The sequence below is a fragment of the Nocardioides sp. B129/18 genome, assembly GCF_055282735.1.
This window is the reverse complement of record NZ_JBUZJI010000003.1, coordinates 154700-170526: the sequence shown is the minus strand read 5'-3', so window position 1 is coordinate 170526 and position 15827 is coordinate 154700. Positions and strand designations below refer to the sequence as shown.

Genomic DNA, 15827 nt, shown 5'->3' with positions numbered 1-15827 from the left:
GGGGCGATGGTGCCAGATGCCCCGGCCAGTGGGCTCAGCCCGCCTTGACCGCCAGCACCGGGCAGGGGGCGTCGAGGAGGATGCGCTGGGCGTTGCTGCCGAGGATGAGCTTGCCGACGGGCGAGCGGCGGCGCAGGCCGATCACGAGCAGCTCGGCGTCGTTGGCCTCGGCGACCGAGAGGAGGTCCTCGGCGGGCTCGAAGCCGCGGGAGAGCTGGCGCAGGTCGTAGGGGATCTCGGAGTCGTCGAGCTTGGTGCGGACGGCCTCGAGCGGGTCCTGCTGCGGGGTCGGGGCGCCGTGGTGGGCCTCGCGGGCGGAGTTGACGACCACCAGCCGGCAGCCGCGCAGCCGCGCCTCCGCGATGGCGGTGCGCAGGGCGGCGTCGCCCTCGGGCTTGGCGACGTATCCCACGACGACGGTTCCCATGATGGGCCTCCCCTGATCCGGTGCCGGCGGTGTCCGAGCAACCTAGCCGACCCGACGCCGGGCAGGGACCGGCCTGAGGGTGAGCAGGGCCTGTGGATCGCCGGCGAGGTCGGTCGCGGTTCCGGGGCAGGGTGAGGACCTGCCCGACCGAGCCGTGGAGACCCCGATGCCGCACTCCCCCGCCGCCCGCCCGACCCGCCCGACCCGACCGTCCGGCGTCCGACCGGTCGACCCCTCCGTGCGCGCCCTGCTGCACCTGCCTCCGGGGGCCGAGGAGCTCGCGGCCCTGCGCACGGCCGTCGCGCTGCACGCCCGCGGCGAGACGCGCCGTCGCTTCGCCCCGATGCTGCACGCCGGCGTGCCCGGCGGTGGTCCGGGGCAGGAGGTCGTGCTCGGCCTGGCCGACGGCGGACGGCTCGACCACGCCCTGCGCACCGACCTCGTCGAGGCGGTGCTGCGGCGGACGGCGCGACCAGCGACCCAGGCGGCCACCGAGGCAGGGGATGACCAGGCCCGGTGGCCGCTGCTGTGGCTGACCCGCCCGGGCTCGCTCGACCTCGAGGACGTCGACCTCGCGTGGTCGGCCGCGGCCGCGGCGGCCCGCGAGGAGACCGGCCTGGCCCACCGGTTCGTGATCGTGACCCGACACGGATGGCGCGATCCGCTCAGCGGCGCGCGCCGCCAGTGGCGGCGCATCCGCGGCTGATCCCCGCGGGCGCAGGCGGGTCAGTCCAGCGGCCAGGTGTGCACGGGCTCGCCGCCGCTGGCATGGTCGCGGTACTCCAGCACCATCCGACGCAGCGCCTCGCGCCGATCGTGGCCGTCCTGCTCCAGGGCGCGGGTGCGACGCACGCTCCAGGCGGCTCCGTTGACGCCCGTGCGGCAGCGACCCTCGATGACGCCGAGGTAGCGCGAGCGCTCGGTCGCGCCGACGCCCCAGGCCTCCAGCCCCGCGTGGGCCAGCGGCAGCAGCCGCTCGAGCACCAGGGTGCGGACGTCGGTCTCGCCGACCTCGGGCCAGATCAGCCGCGCCTCGATGCCCTCGCGCGCCGCGCGGACCAGATTGGCCTCGGCGTCGGCGAAGTCCAGCCGCTCCCACACCGGCTCGTCGGCGTCGGAGAGGGCGCGGACCAGACCGAACCACAGGGCGGCGTTCGCGACGGTGTCGAGCAGGGTCGGTCCGGCCGGGAGGAGGCGGTTCTCCACCCGCAGGTGGGCGGCGTCGTCGACGACGTCGTAGACGGGTCGGTTCCACCGGTAGACGGTGCCGTTGTGCAGGCGCAGCTCGGCGAGGTCGGGGGTGCCGCCGGCGTCGAGCACGACGTGGGGCTCCTCGTCCTCGGTGACGGGCAGCAGCGGCGGGAACCACCGCACGTTCTCCTCGAAGAGCTCGACGACGGAGTCGATCCACCGCTCGCCGAACCACACGCGAGGTCGCACGCCCTGGGCGCGCAGCTCCTCGCTGCGGGTGTCGGTGGCCTGCTCGAACAGCGGGAGCCGGGTCTCGCGCCACAGCTCGCGACCCAGCAGGTAGGGCGAGTTGGCACCCAGCGCGATCTGGACGCCGGCGATCGCCTGGGCGGCGTTCCAGTGGGCGGCGAAGCGACGCACCGAGGTCTGCAGGTGCACCTGGGCGCTGGTGCAGGCCGCCTCGGGGAGGATCGTGTCGGTGGTGAGCTCGAGGTGCTCGGCACCGTGGAGGTCGAGGTGGACGTCCTCGCCGCGCGCGGCGAGGATCCGGTCGCTGAGCATGCGGTAGCGCGGCTCGGGCGTGAGGTGCTCCTCGCGCAGGTGCTCGGCCTCCAGCGTCGGGAGGATGCCGATGGTGACGACCTCGGCGTCATGGGCCGCGGCCGCCGAGCCGGCGACCTCGAGCAGGGCTCGCAGCTGCTCCTCGAAGCCGCTGAGGGCACCGTCGTCCAGACGCGCCGGGGCGGCGTTGACCTCGAGGTTGAACCGGCCGAGCTCGCTCTGGAGATCGGGATGGTCGGCGGTCTCGAGCACCTCGACGCCGACCGAGGCGGGGCGGCCCTCGGCGTCGACCAGGTTGAGCTCGAGCTCCAGCCCGGCCATCGGGCGGTCTGGCTCGAGGGCGTCGTCCTGGACCATCCGCGTCAGCGCCTCCAGGCCCGCGCGCAGTCGCTCGCGGTGGCGGGTGACGTCGGTGCCGGTGAACCGCTGCTCCTCGACCTCCTCCCCCATGCCGCTCACCGTAGGGGGTGGCGACCGAGACCGGCAGCGCCTGGCGGGGTGGGCTCACGCCGAGCGGGCCCAGCGCGGTGCGTACTCGTCGGGATGGGTCGCCGACATCAGCAGGGAGGCGACGAAGGACGTCAGCTCGTCGCCGGGATGGTCGTCCTGGGCGCGGTCGATCGCGCACCAGGCGAGCGCGCCGTCACCGGCGTAGGCGGCCGCGAGGGCGAGCAGCCCCGCCGGCCCGGCGACCCAGCCCGGCGGCGTCGCGCGGACGACGCCGGCCCACAGGTCGGCATGGGCCCGCGCCTCGCGGCGCGAGCGCGGGCACCAGGCCCGGGCGTACTGGTGGGGCGACTGGAGGAGGTCGAGCAGGTCGGCCACCTCACGGGCCGAGAGCACGCCGCCCCGGGCCGCCAGACCACGCACCTGCTCGACGACGTCGACCGTGCCGGGGGCGGCGATCGGATGACCGCGGTCGGACCACGCAGCCCGGACGGCGAGCGTGCGGGCGGCGTCGGGGGCCACCGACGCCTCGACCTCGCCCCGCGAGCCGGCCACCACATGGCCCGCGAGGACGAACTCCGCCAGGAACGGGTGGCTCCAGGGATCGCTGACCCGGCCCTCCCAGCCGACCTCGAGCGGGCTGCCCACCATGCCGTCCTCGGCATGGGCGCCGGGCGGGAAGACCCGGCCCTCGGACTGGCGCACCTGGGCCACGATCTCGATGCCGACCGCGGAGAACTCCTCCACCAGCCGGTGGGCCAGCGGGCCGGTGCGCGCGGGCTCGTCGCACCAGAACACGAAGGCGACCTGCTCGATGCGGTGCTTGACCGCGGGTGCCAGCAGCGCCTCCATCAGTCCGGTGATCGCCGCGGGCGGGGCGTCGGGCGGCGGCAGGTCGACGCGGGCGTGGAAGCAGGGGCCGCTGCCGAAGGTGAGCATCACCAGCGACTCCTCCGGCGCGAAGCCGAGCATGACGACGGAGACGGCGACGAGGTCCTCCGGCTCGGAGGCCCGGAAGCGCAGGTCCTGGCCGGGGGCGGGGCTCGCGGAGGGCGCGGCACGGGAGCCGGCGTGGGAGCCGGGACGGGAGCGGGGACGGGCGGGGCGTGAGGGGCGTCGGGTCATGGCTCCACGCTCGTCGGCGCAGGACGCCGGGCCCACCCCCTGGATCGGATCTGGGGAGGAGGGGTCCTGGCCGGGGGCTGTGGACGACTCGCGGCCCGCTAGGTTCGGGGGGTGCGCGCGACGGCCTCGGTCCTGCACCTGGACCTCGATGCCTTCTTCGCCGCCGTCGAGCAGCGCGACAAGCCGTCGCTGCGCGGCAAGCCCGTGGTCGTCGGCGGCGTCGGCGGGCGCGGCGTCGTCGCGACGGCGTCCTACGAGGCGCGGCGCTTCGGCGTCCGCTCGGCGATGTCGACCCGCGAGGCCCGGGCCCGCTGCCCCCACGCCGCCTACCTCTCAGGCCGCTTCGAGGCCTACCGGGCGACGAGCCGCGCGGTCATGGCCGTCCTCCGCGAGGTCTCGCCGCTGGTCGAGCCGCTCTCCCTGGACGAGGCCTACGTCGACCTCGCCCGCAGCGACTCCCCCGACCTCCCCGATCTCGAGGTGCCGACGGTGACGGCCTTCGCCGAGGACCTGCGCGAGCGGGTGCGCGAGGCCACCGGCGGCCTCACCGCCTCGGTCGGGCTGGGCTCGAGCAAGCTCATCGCCAAGATCGCCAGCGACCTCGACAAGCCAGACGGCCTGGTCGTCGTCGCCCCCGGCACCGAGCTCGAGCTGCTGCGCCCGATGGCGGCCGGCATCATCCCCGGCGTCGGTCCGGCGACCGTCGAGCGGCTGCGACGCGCGGGGCTGCGCACCGTGCGCGACCTCGAACAGGCCAGCATCGAGGAGCTCGTCTCGCTCCTGGGCCGCGCGCACGGCGAGGGGCTGCACCGCCTGGCCCGCGCCGAGGACGACCGTCCGGTCGTGGCCGAGCGGGAGGCGAAGTCGGTGAGCGTCGAGAGCACCTACGAGACCGACCTCATGGAGCGTCGGGTGCTGGAGAGCATCGTCACCCGGCAGGCCACCGAGGTGGCCGGCCGCCTGGCCAAGAGCGGCCTGTCCGGGCGCACGGTCACGCTCAAGGTGCGCCTGCACGACTTCACCACCCTCAGCCGCTCCTCCACGCTGCCCGAGCCCACCGACAGTCCCGGCACGATCGGCCGGCTGGCCCGCACTCTCATCGACGAGCTCATCGACCAGCAGGTCACCGCCGGCGGCGTGCGACTCCTGGGGGTCGGCGTCTCCGGCCTGGCCGACTGGGTGCAGGAGGACCTCTTCGGCGAGTCCGGCCTCGAGGGCGAGCCCACCTCCACCACGGTCGAGGACGCCGAGGACGAGGTCGAGGTGCCGCTCCCCCGGGGCCGCGCGTGGCCGCCGGGCGCCGACGTCGAGCACGACGAGCACGGCCGCGGCTGGGTGTGGGGCGCCGGCCGCGGCGTCGTCACCGTGCGCTTCGAGACCGCCCTCACCCCGCCCGGCCCCGTGCGGTCCTTCCGCGAGGACGACCCCGCCCTGCGCCGCTGGCACCCGCCGAGCGCCGAGGAGAGCGTCGAGACCGACCAGGAGGACCAGGACAGCGGCGGGTACGCCGACGCCTGACGACGCTCAGACGCGCGCCAGCAGCACGACGTCGCCGGGCAGCAGCTGCGCGCAGCGGTCGAGGTCGGCGGGGTCGACGACGCCGACCACCGGGTAGCCGCCGGTGGTCGGATGGTCGGCGAGGAAGACGACCGGTAGCCCGTCCGGCGGCACCTGCACGGCGCCGAGCGGCATGCCGGCGCTCGGCAGCTCGCCGGGACGTCGCGGCACCGGCGGACCGTCGAGTCGCAGCCCGATGCGATCCGAGGCGGCGCCCACGGAGTAGGCCACGCCATCGAGACCGCGCAGGACGTCGTCGGGGAACCGGTCGCCGTGCGGACCGGGGTGCAGCCGCAGCACCGCGGGGCCGGGCGTCGGGGGCAGCAGCGTCGCGGTGGACGGTGCGCCGAGGACGGCGCCCAGCGGGATCCGCTGCCCGGCGGCGAGTGGCGCCGGACCGAGTCCTGACAGCGTGTCGGTGGAGCGCGAGCCGAGCACCGGAGCGGGCTCGAGCCCGCCCGCCACCGCCAGGACGACGCGCGCGCCCCGCCGCGGTCGTCCGATGCGCAGCACCGCTCCGGGCGGCGCCCACACGGCCTCGCCCCACGGCCGCGCCCGGCCGTCCATAGTGAGCGGCGCCTCGGCACCCGCGAGCGCGACCCAGCGGCCCTCCGCGTCCAGACGCACCGCGAGCCCGCCGAGCAGGCACTCGACGACGGCGGCGTCCGGCGCGTTGCCCACCAGCCGATTGGCCGCAAGGAGCGCGGCCCGGTCGAGGGCGCCGGCGCGCGGCACCCCGAGGTGCGCGTGCCCGGGTCGTCCGAGATCCTCGACGAGGGCCCCCGGGCCCGCGGCGAGCACCTGGAGCGCGCCGGTCACCGCGGCATCCCCTGCAGTCGCACCCGGGTTCCCGGCGCCAGCAGGGCCGGCGGGTCGGCGGCGAGGTCCCACATCGGGACGTCGGTGCGCCCCAGCAGCAGCCAGCCGCCCGGCGAGGCCGTCGGGTAGACCCCGCACCAGGCGTCGGCGATCGCCACCGAGCCGGCCGGCACCCGCGGCCGCGGGGTCGATCGCCGCGGCACCGCCAGCTCCTCGGGCAGCCCCGCGAGGTAGGCGAAGCCGGGTGCGAAGCCGCAGAAGGCCGAGACCAGCGGGGTCGACTCCAACCGCGCGACGACCTCCGCCGCCGAGCACGCCCACAGCTCTGCGACGACGGGCAGGTCCTCGCCGTCCCAGGTCACCGGCAGCACGACCTCCCGCGCCTCGGGAGTCTCGACGCCGACCGGGCCCGCCAGCGCCGCCTCGACGACGCCGACGTCCAGCGCGGCGTCCGGGTGCTCCACGAGCACGGAGTCGGCCCCGGGCACCACCGCGCAGCCGGTCAGCGCCGCTCTGATCCGCGCAGCGACGTCGGCGGCCTCCCGCGGGCCGCCCACCGGCACGAGCACGGCGCGCGGGCCGCAGCGGACGGCGCTCACAGCCCCCGGAGCCCCAGCCCGGCCGCCTCGAGCGCGGCCCGCACGGCCCGGGCGTGCTCGACCGCGCCGGGGTGGTCGCCGTGCACGCACACCGAGTCCACCGGACGCGTCTGGTCGAGCGCCAGGGCCACCGCGCGGGCGGCGATCGCGTCGGCGTCGTGGAGCACCGCTCCGGGCTGGTCGCGGGGCACGAGGCGTCCCGACGGGAGGCTGGCGCGGTCGGGGAACCCCTCCAGGTGCACCGCGCGACCGGCCTGCGCGGCCAGCGTCAGCAGCCGTCCGGGCATGCCGAGCACGGGGAGCCCCGGCGAGCCGTCGAGCACGGCCCGCGCCTGGTCCTCGTCGTCGAGGGTGCGGTGGTAGAGCGCGCCGTGGGGCTTGACGTAGCGCACCTGCGTGCCGGCCTCGGCGGCGATCGTGGAGAGCGTGCGCACCTGATCGGCCACCTGGTCGCGCAGCACGGCGTACGGCACGTCGAGCGCGATGCGTCCGAAGCCCGCACGGTCGTCGTAGGAGACCTGGGCGCCGACGCTGACGCCGCGGGCCGCCGCCTCCCGGCACACCTCGCGCATGATCGCCTCGGAGCCCGCGTGGTAGCCGCAGGCCACGTTCGCGCTCGTGACGACGGCCAGGAGCGCGGCGTCGTCGGTGATCTCCTCGCCGAGGTCGGCGTTCAGGTCGACCGCTCTCACGGCGCCGAACCTAGTGCTCCACCGCCGCGCCCACGACCCCGCGGCCGGAGCCTGGACCGCCTGCGTAGGGTCGCGACATGCAGTCCGAGCAGGCCAGCGCCCCCACCGCTCCCCCGGTCGCCGACCGGCGTCCGACCACCCGCACCATCCACGGCCGCGAGCGCGTGGACGACTACGAGTGGCTGCGCGCCAAGGAGGACCCCGAGGTCATCGGGCTCCTCGAGGCCGAGAACGCCTGGACGCAGGCCCGCACGGCCCACCTCGCCGACCTCCGCGGCCGCCTGTTCGAGGAGATCCGCACCCGCACCCGCGAGACCGACCTCTCGGTGCCCACGCGCAACCGCGGCCACTGGTACTACGGGCGCAGCTTCGCCGGCCGCGAGTACGGCGCCACCTGCCGAGTCCCGATCAGCGGCCCCGACGACTGGACGCCGCCGGTGCCGGCCGAGGACTGCGCGCCCGACCAGCCCGCCCTGCCCGGCGAGGAGATCCTGCTCGACCTCGACGCGCTCGCCGAGGGCCATGACTTCTTCTCCCTCGGCGGCGCCGCGGTGAGCCCCGACGGCACCCGCCTGGCCTACGCCGTCGACGTCGTCGGCGACGAGCGGTTCACCGTGCGCATCAAGGACCTCGCCACCGGCGAGCTGCTCGACGACGAGCTCACCGGCGTCCTCGGCGGCGGCACCTGGGACCGTGAGGGCGAGAGCCTCTACTACGCCACCGTCGACGACTCCTGGCGCCCGGACAAGATCTGGCGCCACGTCGTCGGCACCGCGCAGGCCGACGACGAGCTGGTGCACCACGAGCCCGACGGCCGCTTCTTCGTCGGGGTCGGCCGCACCCGCTCCGACCGCTTCCTCGTCACGGTCTCGGGCTCGAAGACCACCTCGGAGTACCGCTACCTCGACGCCGAGGACCCCGATGCCGGCTGGCGGCTCTTCGCCGAGCGCGTCGAGGGCCTGGAGTACTCCCTCGACCATGCCGTGCTCGCCGGACGCGACGCCTTCCTGGTCACCCACAACGCGACCGGCCCGGACTTCGAGGTCGGCGTCGCACCGCTCGAGCCGACCCCGGCCGCCGGCTGGGAGCCGCTGATCGCCCACGACGCCTCCGTGCGCATCGAGGACGTCGACGCCTTCGCCGGCCACCTCGTCGTCCACCAGCGCAGCGCGGGCCTGACCCAGCTGCGGATCCTCGAGCTGGGGCCTGACGGCGTGGCCGACGACTTCCTCGTCGAGTTCGACCACGAGGTCTACACCGTGGGCTCCGGCTCCAACCCCGGCTTCCACCAGCCCACGGTCCGCCTGGGCTACACGACGCTGGCGGTGCCGTCGTCGGTCTATGACTTCGACGTGCGCACCCGCGAGCTGCACCTGCTCAAGCGCACGCCCGTGCTCGGCGGCTACGACCCCGCCGAGTACGAGGAGCACCGCCTGTGGGCCACCGCGCCCGACGGCGAGCAGGTGCCGATCTCGCTGGTCGCCCGCCGCGGCGTCCACGACGGCGGTCCGGTGCCGCTCCTGCTCTACGGCTACGGCTCCTACGAGGCCTCGATCGACCCCTACTTCTCCGTCGCCCGGCTCTCGCTGCTCGACCGGGGCGCCGCCTTCGCCATCGCGCACGTGCGCGGCGGCGGCGAGATGGGGCGTCGCTGGTACGACGACGGCAAGCTGCTGGCCAAGCAGCACACCTTCGACGACTTCATCGCCTGCGCCCGGCACCTCGTCGAGGTCGGCTGGACCCGGCCGGAGGTGCTCGTCGCCGAGGGCGGCAGCGCCGGCGGCCTGCTCATGGGCGCGGTGGCCAACCAGGCGCCCGAGGCGTTCGGCGCCATCGTGGCGGGCGTGCCGTTCGTCGACAACCTGACGACGATGCTCGACGCCTCCCTGCCCCTGACGGTCACCGAGTACGACGAGTGGGGCAACCCGGAGGCCGACCCGGAGGTCTACGACTACATCGCCTCCTACGCGCCCTACGACAACGTCACCGCGCAGACCTACCCGCAGATCCTCGCCGAGACCTCGCTCAACGACACCCGCGTGCTCTACGTCGAGCCGGCCAAGTGGGTGGCACGGCTGCGGGCCACCGCCGAGGACGGCCGTCCCGACGTGCTGTTGCGCACCGAGATGGCCGCCGGCCACGGCGGCGTGTCCGGGCGGTACCAGGCCTGGCACGACCGCGCGTTCAGCCTGGCCTGGATGCTCGACCGCATGGGCCTCGCGGACACCGCGCCGACCTCCTGACCCCGCCCTCGAGGCGTAGGTGAGACGTCACTCACCCGAACGGGGGGAGCCATCCGTCCCGCGCCCGGCCCCGAACGGCAGTCGAGGCGTGGACGCCCGTCTCGCCCTGAGAACTGGCTGAGTTTCGACCCCGCCGGGAATCTGGGGGCCGACTCGGACGTCGAACCTCACGAGAGCCCACCCCCTCGGTGGATTGCCGAACGGGAATCCGGAGCAAGGAGTGGGCGTTGGCACCAGTGGGCCCCTCGGAGGGGCCCACACACGAGGAGGGTTCACATGGCTAGCACCGCCCCCGCCACCCGCTCGACCGGACGAGAGATCGAAGGCCGCGACTCCGTCGGCCTCTACCTGGACGAGATCGCCCGCAACCCCCTCCTGGACGCCGCAGCCGAGGTCGAGCTGTCCAAGACGATCGAGGCGGGCCTCATGGCCGAGCACCTGCTCGCCGAGGGCCGCATCGGCCGCCGCAAGGGTGGAGCACCGGGGCAGGCGAACCAGGAGGAGCTGGAGTGGCTGGCCGAGGAGGGCCGCCGCGCCGTCGACCAGTTCATCACCGCGAACCTGCGCCTGGTCGTCTCGATCGCCCGCAAGTACGGGCGTGCGCAGATGCCGATGCTCGACCTGATCCAGGAGGGCAACACCGGCCTGATCCGCGCGGTCGAGAAGTTCGACTACACCAAGGGCTACAAGTTCTCCACCTACGCCACGTGGTGGGTGCGCCAGGCCATCACCCGCGGCATCGCGCAGCAGGCCCGCGTCGTGCGGCTTCCCGTGCACGTCGTCGAGGAGCTCAACCAGGTCGGCGGCGCCCGCCGCACCCTGGAGCGTCAGCTCGGTCGCGACCCCGAGCCCGCGGAGATCGCCGCCGAGCTCGGCATGGAGGTCGACCGCGTGCTCGACCTGCTCTCCTGGGGTCGTGAGCACGTCAGCCTCGACACCCCGGTGGACGAGGACGGCGACACCTCGCTCGGCGACCTCATGGCGCAGGAGACCTCGCCCGGCCCGGATCTCACCGTCCTCGACGTCGAGTCCCGCGAGCGCCTCAGCGCCCTCGTCGGCCAGCTCGACGAGCGCGCCGCCGACATCATCCGCTCGCGCTACGGCCTCGTCGACGGTCGTCAGCACAAGCTGGCCGACATCGGCGTGAAGCACGGCATCTCCGCCGAGCGGGTCCGCCAGCTCGAGCGGGAGGCGCTGCAGAAGCTGCGTCGCTTCGCCGACCCGGACCTCGCCGCCTGATCCTGGGCACAGCGCTCGACGGCCCCCGTCCCACCAGGGACGGGGGCCGTCGTGCGTCCCGGCTCAGCCGACGAGCGCGGCGTGGATCTGCTCGACGCGGGCGCGCAGCTCCTCGAGGGAGCCGGTGTTCTCGATGACGTGGGTGGCCACCGCGAGGCGCTGCTCGCGGGTGGCCTGGGCGGCGATGCGGGCCTCGGCGTCCTCGAGGCTCATGCCGCGGTCGCGCAGCATCCGCTCGACCTGCACCTCGCGCGGGGCGTCGACGACGATCACGGCGTCGAAGCCCTCGGCGCGCCCGGACTCGGCGAGCAGGGGGATGTCGTGGACGACGAGGGCGCCCTCGGGCGCGCCCTCCTCGAGCGCCGCGTACCGCTCGAAGACCAGCGGGTGCACGATCCCCTCGAGGGTGCGGCGGGCCTGCTCGTCGGCGAAGACCAGGCGGCCGACGGCCGGCCGGTCGAGGTCGCCCTCGGGCGTGAGCACCTCCGGCCCGAACGCCTCGACGACGCGCGCCAGGCCCGGGGTCCCCCGGGCGACGACGTCGCGGGCGAGCTGGTCGGCGTCGATGACGACGGCGCCGAGCTCGGCCAGGATCCGGGAGACGCTGCTCTTGCCCGAGGCGATGCCGCCGGTGAGTCCCACTCGCATGGCTCGACCCTAGAGCGCGGCGCTCGCGCGGCAGACCTCGTCCCAGGGCGTCGGCTCGACGCCGAGGGCGCGGGTGGTGGCCGAGGAGTCGACGACGTAGGGGCGCTCGAACTGGTACACGGTCTCGCGCATCTCCCGCAGGAAGGGCATGACGGCGCCGCCCACGGTGAGCATCGCGCGGGGCCAGGGCCGCACCGTCACCGGCGGCCGGCCGGCCACGCGGCACACGTCGCCGATGGTGTCGGCCTGGGAGCGCGCCGGGTTGGTCGGCGCGAGCCAGACCCGTCCCCAGGCCTCCGGTCGCTCGATGACGGCGACCATCGTGCGCGCCATGTCGCGCACGTCGGTGAAGGAGTGCGGCAGGCGCGGGTCGCCGAACATCCGCACGGCCTTGCCCTTCAACGCCTTCGGCACGACCGCCGAGACGTGGGCGCTGGTGACGCCCGGGCCCATGTAGTCCGAGCCGCGCACCTCCACGGCGCGCAGGCGACCCGCGCGGTGACGCGCAAGGGCCTCGGCGGTCATCGCGGCCCGCAGGCCGCCCTTGACGCCGGGCGCGGCGTCGGGGAGGTCGGCGGTCATCGCGCCGTCGACGGGCCCGTAGGCGTAGAGCGGAGCGGCGGTCACCAGCAGCGCGCCGGTGCGCTCGGCGGCCTGCAGGAACGCCTCGGCCACCGGCGGCCACCAGGAGCCCCAGACGTCGTAGGACGGCGGGTTGACGGCGTTGTGGATCGACACCGCGTCGGTGGCCAGCGCGGTGAGCGCGTCGGCGTCGGCGGCGTCGACGGCCACCCGCTCGACGCCGGCGAGGGCGTCGCCCTCGCCGCTGCGGCTGGCGAGCACGACCCGCTCGCCGGCCGCGGCCAGGTGCAGGGCGACCTGGCGGCCGACGGGACCGGCGCCGACGACCAGGTGGTGGGGGCGGTGGGACATGGCGGACCTCCTACGAGAATGAGAGAGCACTGCTCTCTGAACACCTGAAGCATGCTCCCGGTCGAGAGGAAATGCAAGAGCAGTGCTCTCTTTCGTTGTCACTGCTCTCTCAACGCGCGAGGATGGACCCATGACCGCGCCCCGCACCGCCCGCGACCGAGCCCGTCTCGAGGTCGGCCGAGCCATCCAGGAGGCCGGACGCCGCCAGCTCGCCGAGGTCGGCCCGGCCGCGCTGTCCCTGCGCGCCATCGCCCGAGATGTCGGCATGGTGTCCTCCGCGGTGTACCGCTACTTCCCCAGCCGCGACGACCTCCTCACCGCGCTGATCATCGAGGCCTACGACGAGCTCGGCGACGCAATCGACGACGCCGACGCCGCGGTCCGGCGTCGTGGCGACCTCGTCCGTCGCCTCCGGGCCTACGGCGACGCCCTGCGCGGCTGGGCCCGGGCCCACCCCCACGAGTACGCCCTGCTCTACGGCTCCCCCGTGCCCGACTACGCGGCGCCGCCGACCACGGTCGTCCCCGCCGGCCGGGTCACCGGCGCGCTGCTGCGCCTGGCCGAGCGGGCCCAGGACGACGGCCGCACGCCGATGGCCACCCGCCGCCTCACCCCCGCCGAGAGCGCGGCCCTCGAGGGCGTGCGCCCGGCGGTCGCCACCCCGCTCGACGACGCCCTGCTCCTGCGCTGGCTGATGGCGTGGACCACCCTGTTCGGCCACCTCAGCCTCGAGCTCTTCGGCCACATGCACCGCGGCGTGCTCGACTACGACGCCCACTGGGCGCAGGTGCTCGACCAGCTCGCCGACGACCTCGGCCTGCGATGAGCACGCTCGAGCCCGGCGATCGCGTCGCCCTCCTGGTGGCCGGCTCCCAGGACTACCTCGACGCCGTGCTCGGCCTGCTGGCCGGCGGCGTCGTCCCCATCCCGCTCGACCCGCGGCTCACTCAGGTCGAGCGCGAGCGGATCCTCACGCCGCTCGCCCCCGCGCTCCGGGTGGAGGACGAGGCGACCCTGGCCGCCGTGCTCGAGGCGCACCCGTGGACCCCCGGCGCGCTCCCCCGCGCCCGGCCCATGCACTGCACCAGCGGCACGACGGGCGTCCCGAAGGGCGTCTGGTCCGGGCTGCTCGACGACGACGCCGCGGCCGCGCTCGTGGCCGAGGAGCGCGACCTGTGGGGCTTCCGCGCCGACGACGTCAACCTCGTCCTCAGCCCGCTCTACCACTCCGCACCGCTGCGCTTCGCGATGGGCACCCGCCTCGCGGGCGGCCGCGTGGTCATCCCGGGCCCCTTCGACCCGGCTCGGATCACCGAGGCGTTCCACGAGCACCGTCCGACGACGCTGTTCTGCGTGCCCACCCACCTCCAGCGCCTCTTCGCGCACTGGGACGAGGCTGGCGTCCCGCCGCTGGACTCCGTCCGGCTGCTCGCCCATGCCGGCGCCCCGTGCCCGCGAGAGGTCAAGGAGCGCCTCATCGCGACCTTCCCCGCCGGCAGCACCTGGGAGTTCTACGGCTCCACCGAGGGACAGTTCACCGCCTGCCGCAGCGAGGAGTGGCAGGCGCGTCCGGGCACGGTCGGGCGCGCTCGTCCCGACCGCACCCTGCAGGTCGATCCCGACGGCCAGATCTGGTGCACGGTGCCGCCCCACGCCCGGTTCGAGTACTTCGCCGCCCCCGAGAAGACCGCCGCCGCGTGGCGGGAGACGCCCAGCGGGCCCGCGTTCAGCGTCGGCGACCTCGGCCGCCTCGACGACGACGGCTACCTCTACCTCGAGGGTCGCCGCGAGGACCTCGTGATCAGCGGAGGCGTCAACGTCTACCCGATGGAGGTCGAGGAGGCGCTGCGCGAGCACCCGGCGATCGACGACGTCACCGTCTTCGGCGTCGAGGATCCCCAGTGGGGCCAGCGCGTCTGCGCAGCCGTCGTGCTGCGCGCGCCGGTGGACGAGGCGAGCCTCGCGGAGTTCGCCCGCGGGCGGCTCGCGCCACCGAAGCGCCCCAAGACCTGGCTCGTGCTCGACGACCTCCCGCGCACCCTCACCGGCAAGGTGCGCCGCGACGACCTGCGCGCGACCCTCAGCAGGCGAACTGACGGCGGTACTGCTGCGGGCTGAGGCCCCGCTGACGACCGAAGTGCACCCGCAGGGCCGCGGCGTTGCCGAAGCCCACGCGGGCGGCGACGGCGTCGATGGTGAGGTCGCTGCGCTCGAGCAGCTCCTCGGCGGCACGCACCCGCGCCGCGGTGACCCAGGCATGCGGGGTGGCGCCGGTCTCCTGGCGGAACCGGCGGGCGAAGGTGCGCGGCGACATGTGCGCCCGGCGCGCCAGTGCCTCGACGCCGAGGTCCTCGGCCAGGTGCTCCTCGATCCAGGCCACCAGCGGCGCGAAGGAGTCGCTGCAGCGCTCGGGCACCGCGCGCTCGATGAACTGCGCCTGGCCGCCGTCGCGCTGCGGCGGGACGACCATCCGCCGGGCGATGGCGGCGGCCACCGCCGCGCCGTGCTCCTGGCGCCACACGTGCAGGCAGGCGTCGAGTCCGGCCGCGGTGCCCGCGCTGGTGACGACGTCGCCGGCGTCGACGTAGAGCACCTCCGGCACCACGCACGCGCGCGGGAAGCGCTCCTGCAGGTCGGTGGTGTAGCGCCAGTGCGTGGTGCAGTCGCGGCCGTCGAGCAGTCCGGCCTCGCCGAGCGCGAAGGCCCCCGAGCACACCGAGAGCAGCCGGGCTCCGCGGGCGTGGGCCTCGACGAGGGCGTCGAGCACGGCCGTCGGCAGCGGCAGGTCGCGCGGCACGGCGGGGACGGCGACGAGATCGGCCTCCGCGAGGCGCCCGAGGTCGTGGTCGACGCCGATGCGCAGACCCGGGACGTTCGTGGCGAGGGTGCCCGCCCGCTCCCCGCACACCGCGAACTCCAGCCGCGGGACGCCGTCGTCGCTGCGGTCGAGCCCGAAGGCCTCGCACAGCACGCCGAGCTCGAACGGGGCGACGCCCTCGACGGCGACGGCGGCGACGTTGGTGAGCATGGGAGGAGGCTAGCGCGCGCGTGGCAGGAAATCGATGTACTCCGGCATCTCTGCCACTCGTGGCCGGATCACGATGGTCACATGATTGAGGACATGACCTCCCTGATCGTGCTACTGAGCCTCCTGCTCCTCGCCACGATCGTCCTCGCCGCCGCCGTCTGGTCGATGGTGCGCGCGGACGACCCCCGTCGGATCCCCGGCCACCGTCCCCCGGCCAGCCACCACCTCGACGAGTTCGGACTCGCCGCCCGGCACTGAGTCGACGCACCCGCCCGCCACAGCCCGCCACAGCCCGCCACACAGCACAGCGGCCCCCGA

At 75.1% G+C, this 15827-nt stretch carries 16 protein-coding genes; 7 read left to right on the top strand and 9 right to left on the bottom strand.

What is annotated here, in order from left to right; genetic code table 11:
- Window positions 1-34: 34 nt before the first annotated feature.
- Window positions 35-427 (bottom strand): universal stress protein, encoded by a 393-nt coding sequence (locus ACZDWJ_RS03630; protein ID WP_463519553.1) that lies wholly within the window; start codon window positions 425-427, stop codon window positions 35-37.
- Between the two features lie 166 nt (window positions 428-593).
- On the opposite strand from ACZDWJ_RS03630, the gene ACZDWJ_RS03625 reads away from it, so the two are divergent.
- Window positions 594-1133, top strand: a complete 540-nt coding sequence (locus tag ACZDWJ_RS03625; RefSeq protein WP_463519552.1) for a hypothetical protein — start codon at window positions 594-596, stop codon at window positions 1131-1133.
- Between the two features lie 20 nt (window positions 1134-1153).
- On the opposite strand, the gene ACZDWJ_RS03620 is transcribed toward ACZDWJ_RS03625, so the two are convergent.
- Together ACZDWJ_RS03620 and ACZDWJ_RS03615 are read right to left on the bottom strand one after the other, a co-directional pair.
- Entirely contained in the window at window positions 1154-2629 is a 1476-nt protein-coding gene (locus tag ACZDWJ_RS03620) for a glutamate--cysteine ligase (RefSeq protein ID WP_463519551.1), read from the bottom strand.
- A gap of 54 nt (window positions 2630-2683) precedes the next feature.
- Window positions 2684-3751, bottom strand: coding sequence for a DUF4192 family protein (locus ACZDWJ_RS03615; protein WP_463519550.1), 1068 nt, complete (start codon window positions 3749-3751; stop codon window positions 2684-2686).
- 111 nt (window positions 3752-3862) lie between these two features.
- Here ACZDWJ_RS03615 and ACZDWJ_RS03610 point away from each other — a divergent pair, with 111 nt between their 5' ends.
- On the top strand, window positions 3863-5269 hold the full coding sequence (locus ACZDWJ_RS03610; RefSeq protein WP_463519549.1) for a DNA polymerase IV: 1407 nt from the start codon (window positions 3863-3865) through the stop codon (window positions 5267-5269).
- A gap of 6 nt (window positions 5270-5275) precedes the next feature.
- On the opposite strand, the gene ACZDWJ_RS03605 is transcribed toward ACZDWJ_RS03610, so the two are convergent.
- The 3 genes from ACZDWJ_RS03605 to ACZDWJ_RS03595 are packed head-to-tail and all read right to left on the bottom strand — an operon-like array spanning window position 5276 to window position 7418.
- Window positions 5276-6127 (bottom strand): 5-oxoprolinase subunit C family protein, encoded by an 852-nt coding sequence (locus tag ACZDWJ_RS03605; protein WP_463519548.1) that lies wholly within the window; start codon window positions 6125-6127, stop codon window positions 5276-5278.
- Window positions 6124-6726 (bottom strand): 5-oxoprolinase subunit B family protein, encoded by a 603-nt coding sequence (locus ACZDWJ_RS03600; protein WP_463519547.1) that lies wholly within the window; start codon window positions 6724-6726, stop codon window positions 6124-6126. The genes ACZDWJ_RS03605 and ACZDWJ_RS03600 overlap by 4 nt, the downstream gene beginning before the upstream one ends.
- Window positions 6723-7418 (bottom strand): 5-oxoprolinase subunit PxpA, encoded by a 696-nt coding sequence (locus ACZDWJ_RS03595; RefSeq protein ID WP_463519546.1) that lies wholly within the window; start codon window positions 7416-7418, stop codon window positions 6723-6725. The genes ACZDWJ_RS03600 and ACZDWJ_RS03595 overlap by 4 nt, the downstream gene beginning before the upstream one ends.
- Before the next feature lie 77 nt (window positions 7419-7495).
- Between ACZDWJ_RS03595 and ACZDWJ_RS03590 the strand changes: the two genes are divergently transcribed.
- Both ACZDWJ_RS03590 and ACZDWJ_RS03585 read left to right on the top strand, forming a co-directional pair.
- Window positions 7496-9661: a S9 family peptidase gene (locus ACZDWJ_RS03590; protein ID WP_463519545.1), complete on the top strand. Its 2166-nt coding sequence runs from the start codon at window positions 7496-7498 to the stop codon at window positions 9659-9661.
- Window positions 9662-9937: 276 nt separating this feature from the next.
- Window positions 9938-10900 (top strand): sigma-70 family RNA polymerase sigma factor, encoded by a 963-nt coding sequence (locus ACZDWJ_RS03585; protein ID WP_463519544.1) that lies wholly within the window; start codon window positions 9938-9940, stop codon window positions 10898-10900.
- Between the two features lie 63 nt (window positions 10901-10963).
- On the opposite strand, the gene coaE is transcribed toward ACZDWJ_RS03585, so the two are convergent.
- Complete coding sequence (gene coaE / locus ACZDWJ_RS03580) at window positions 10964-11548, bottom strand: dephospho-CoA kinase (RefSeq protein ID WP_463519543.1); 585 nt, start codon at window positions 11546-11548, stop codon at window positions 10964-10966.
- Window positions 11549-11557: 9 nt separating this feature from the next.
- Window positions 11558-12481: an NAD-dependent epimerase/dehydratase family protein gene (locus ACZDWJ_RS03575; protein WP_463519542.1), complete on the bottom strand. Its 924-nt coding sequence runs from the start codon at window positions 12479-12481 to the stop codon at window positions 11558-11560.
- A 130-nt stretch (window positions 12482-12611) separates the two neighbouring features.
- Here ACZDWJ_RS03575 and ACZDWJ_RS03570 point away from each other — a divergent pair, with 130 nt between their 5' ends.
- Both ACZDWJ_RS03570 and ACZDWJ_RS03565 read left to right on the top strand, forming a co-directional pair.
- Entirely contained in the window at window positions 12612-13307 is a 696-nt protein-coding gene (locus ACZDWJ_RS03570; protein WP_463519541.1) for a TetR/AcrR family transcriptional regulator, read from the top strand.
- Window positions 13304-14599, top strand: coding sequence for a class I adenylate-forming enzyme family protein (locus tag ACZDWJ_RS03565; RefSeq protein WP_463519540.1), 1296 nt, complete (start codon window positions 13304-13306; stop codon window positions 14597-14599). Before ACZDWJ_RS03570 ends, ACZDWJ_RS03565 begins: the two co-directional genes overlap by 4 nt.
- On the opposite strand, the gene ACZDWJ_RS03560 is transcribed toward ACZDWJ_RS03565, so the two are convergent.
- Complete coding sequence (locus ACZDWJ_RS03560; RefSeq protein ID WP_463519539.1) at window positions 14562-15509, bottom strand: helix-turn-helix domain-containing protein; 948 nt, start codon at window positions 15507-15509, stop codon at window positions 14562-14564. The genes ACZDWJ_RS03565 and ACZDWJ_RS03560 overlap by 38 nt on opposite strands.
- A 93-nt stretch (window positions 15510-15602) precedes the next feature.
- Between ACZDWJ_RS03560 and ACZDWJ_RS03555 the strand changes: the two genes are divergently transcribed.
- On the top strand, window positions 15603-15767 hold the full coding sequence (locus tag ACZDWJ_RS03555) for a hypothetical protein (RefSeq protein ID WP_463519538.1): 165 nt from the start codon (window positions 15603-15605) through the stop codon (window positions 15765-15767).
- The last annotated feature ends 60 nt before the right edge of the window (window positions 15768-15827 follow it).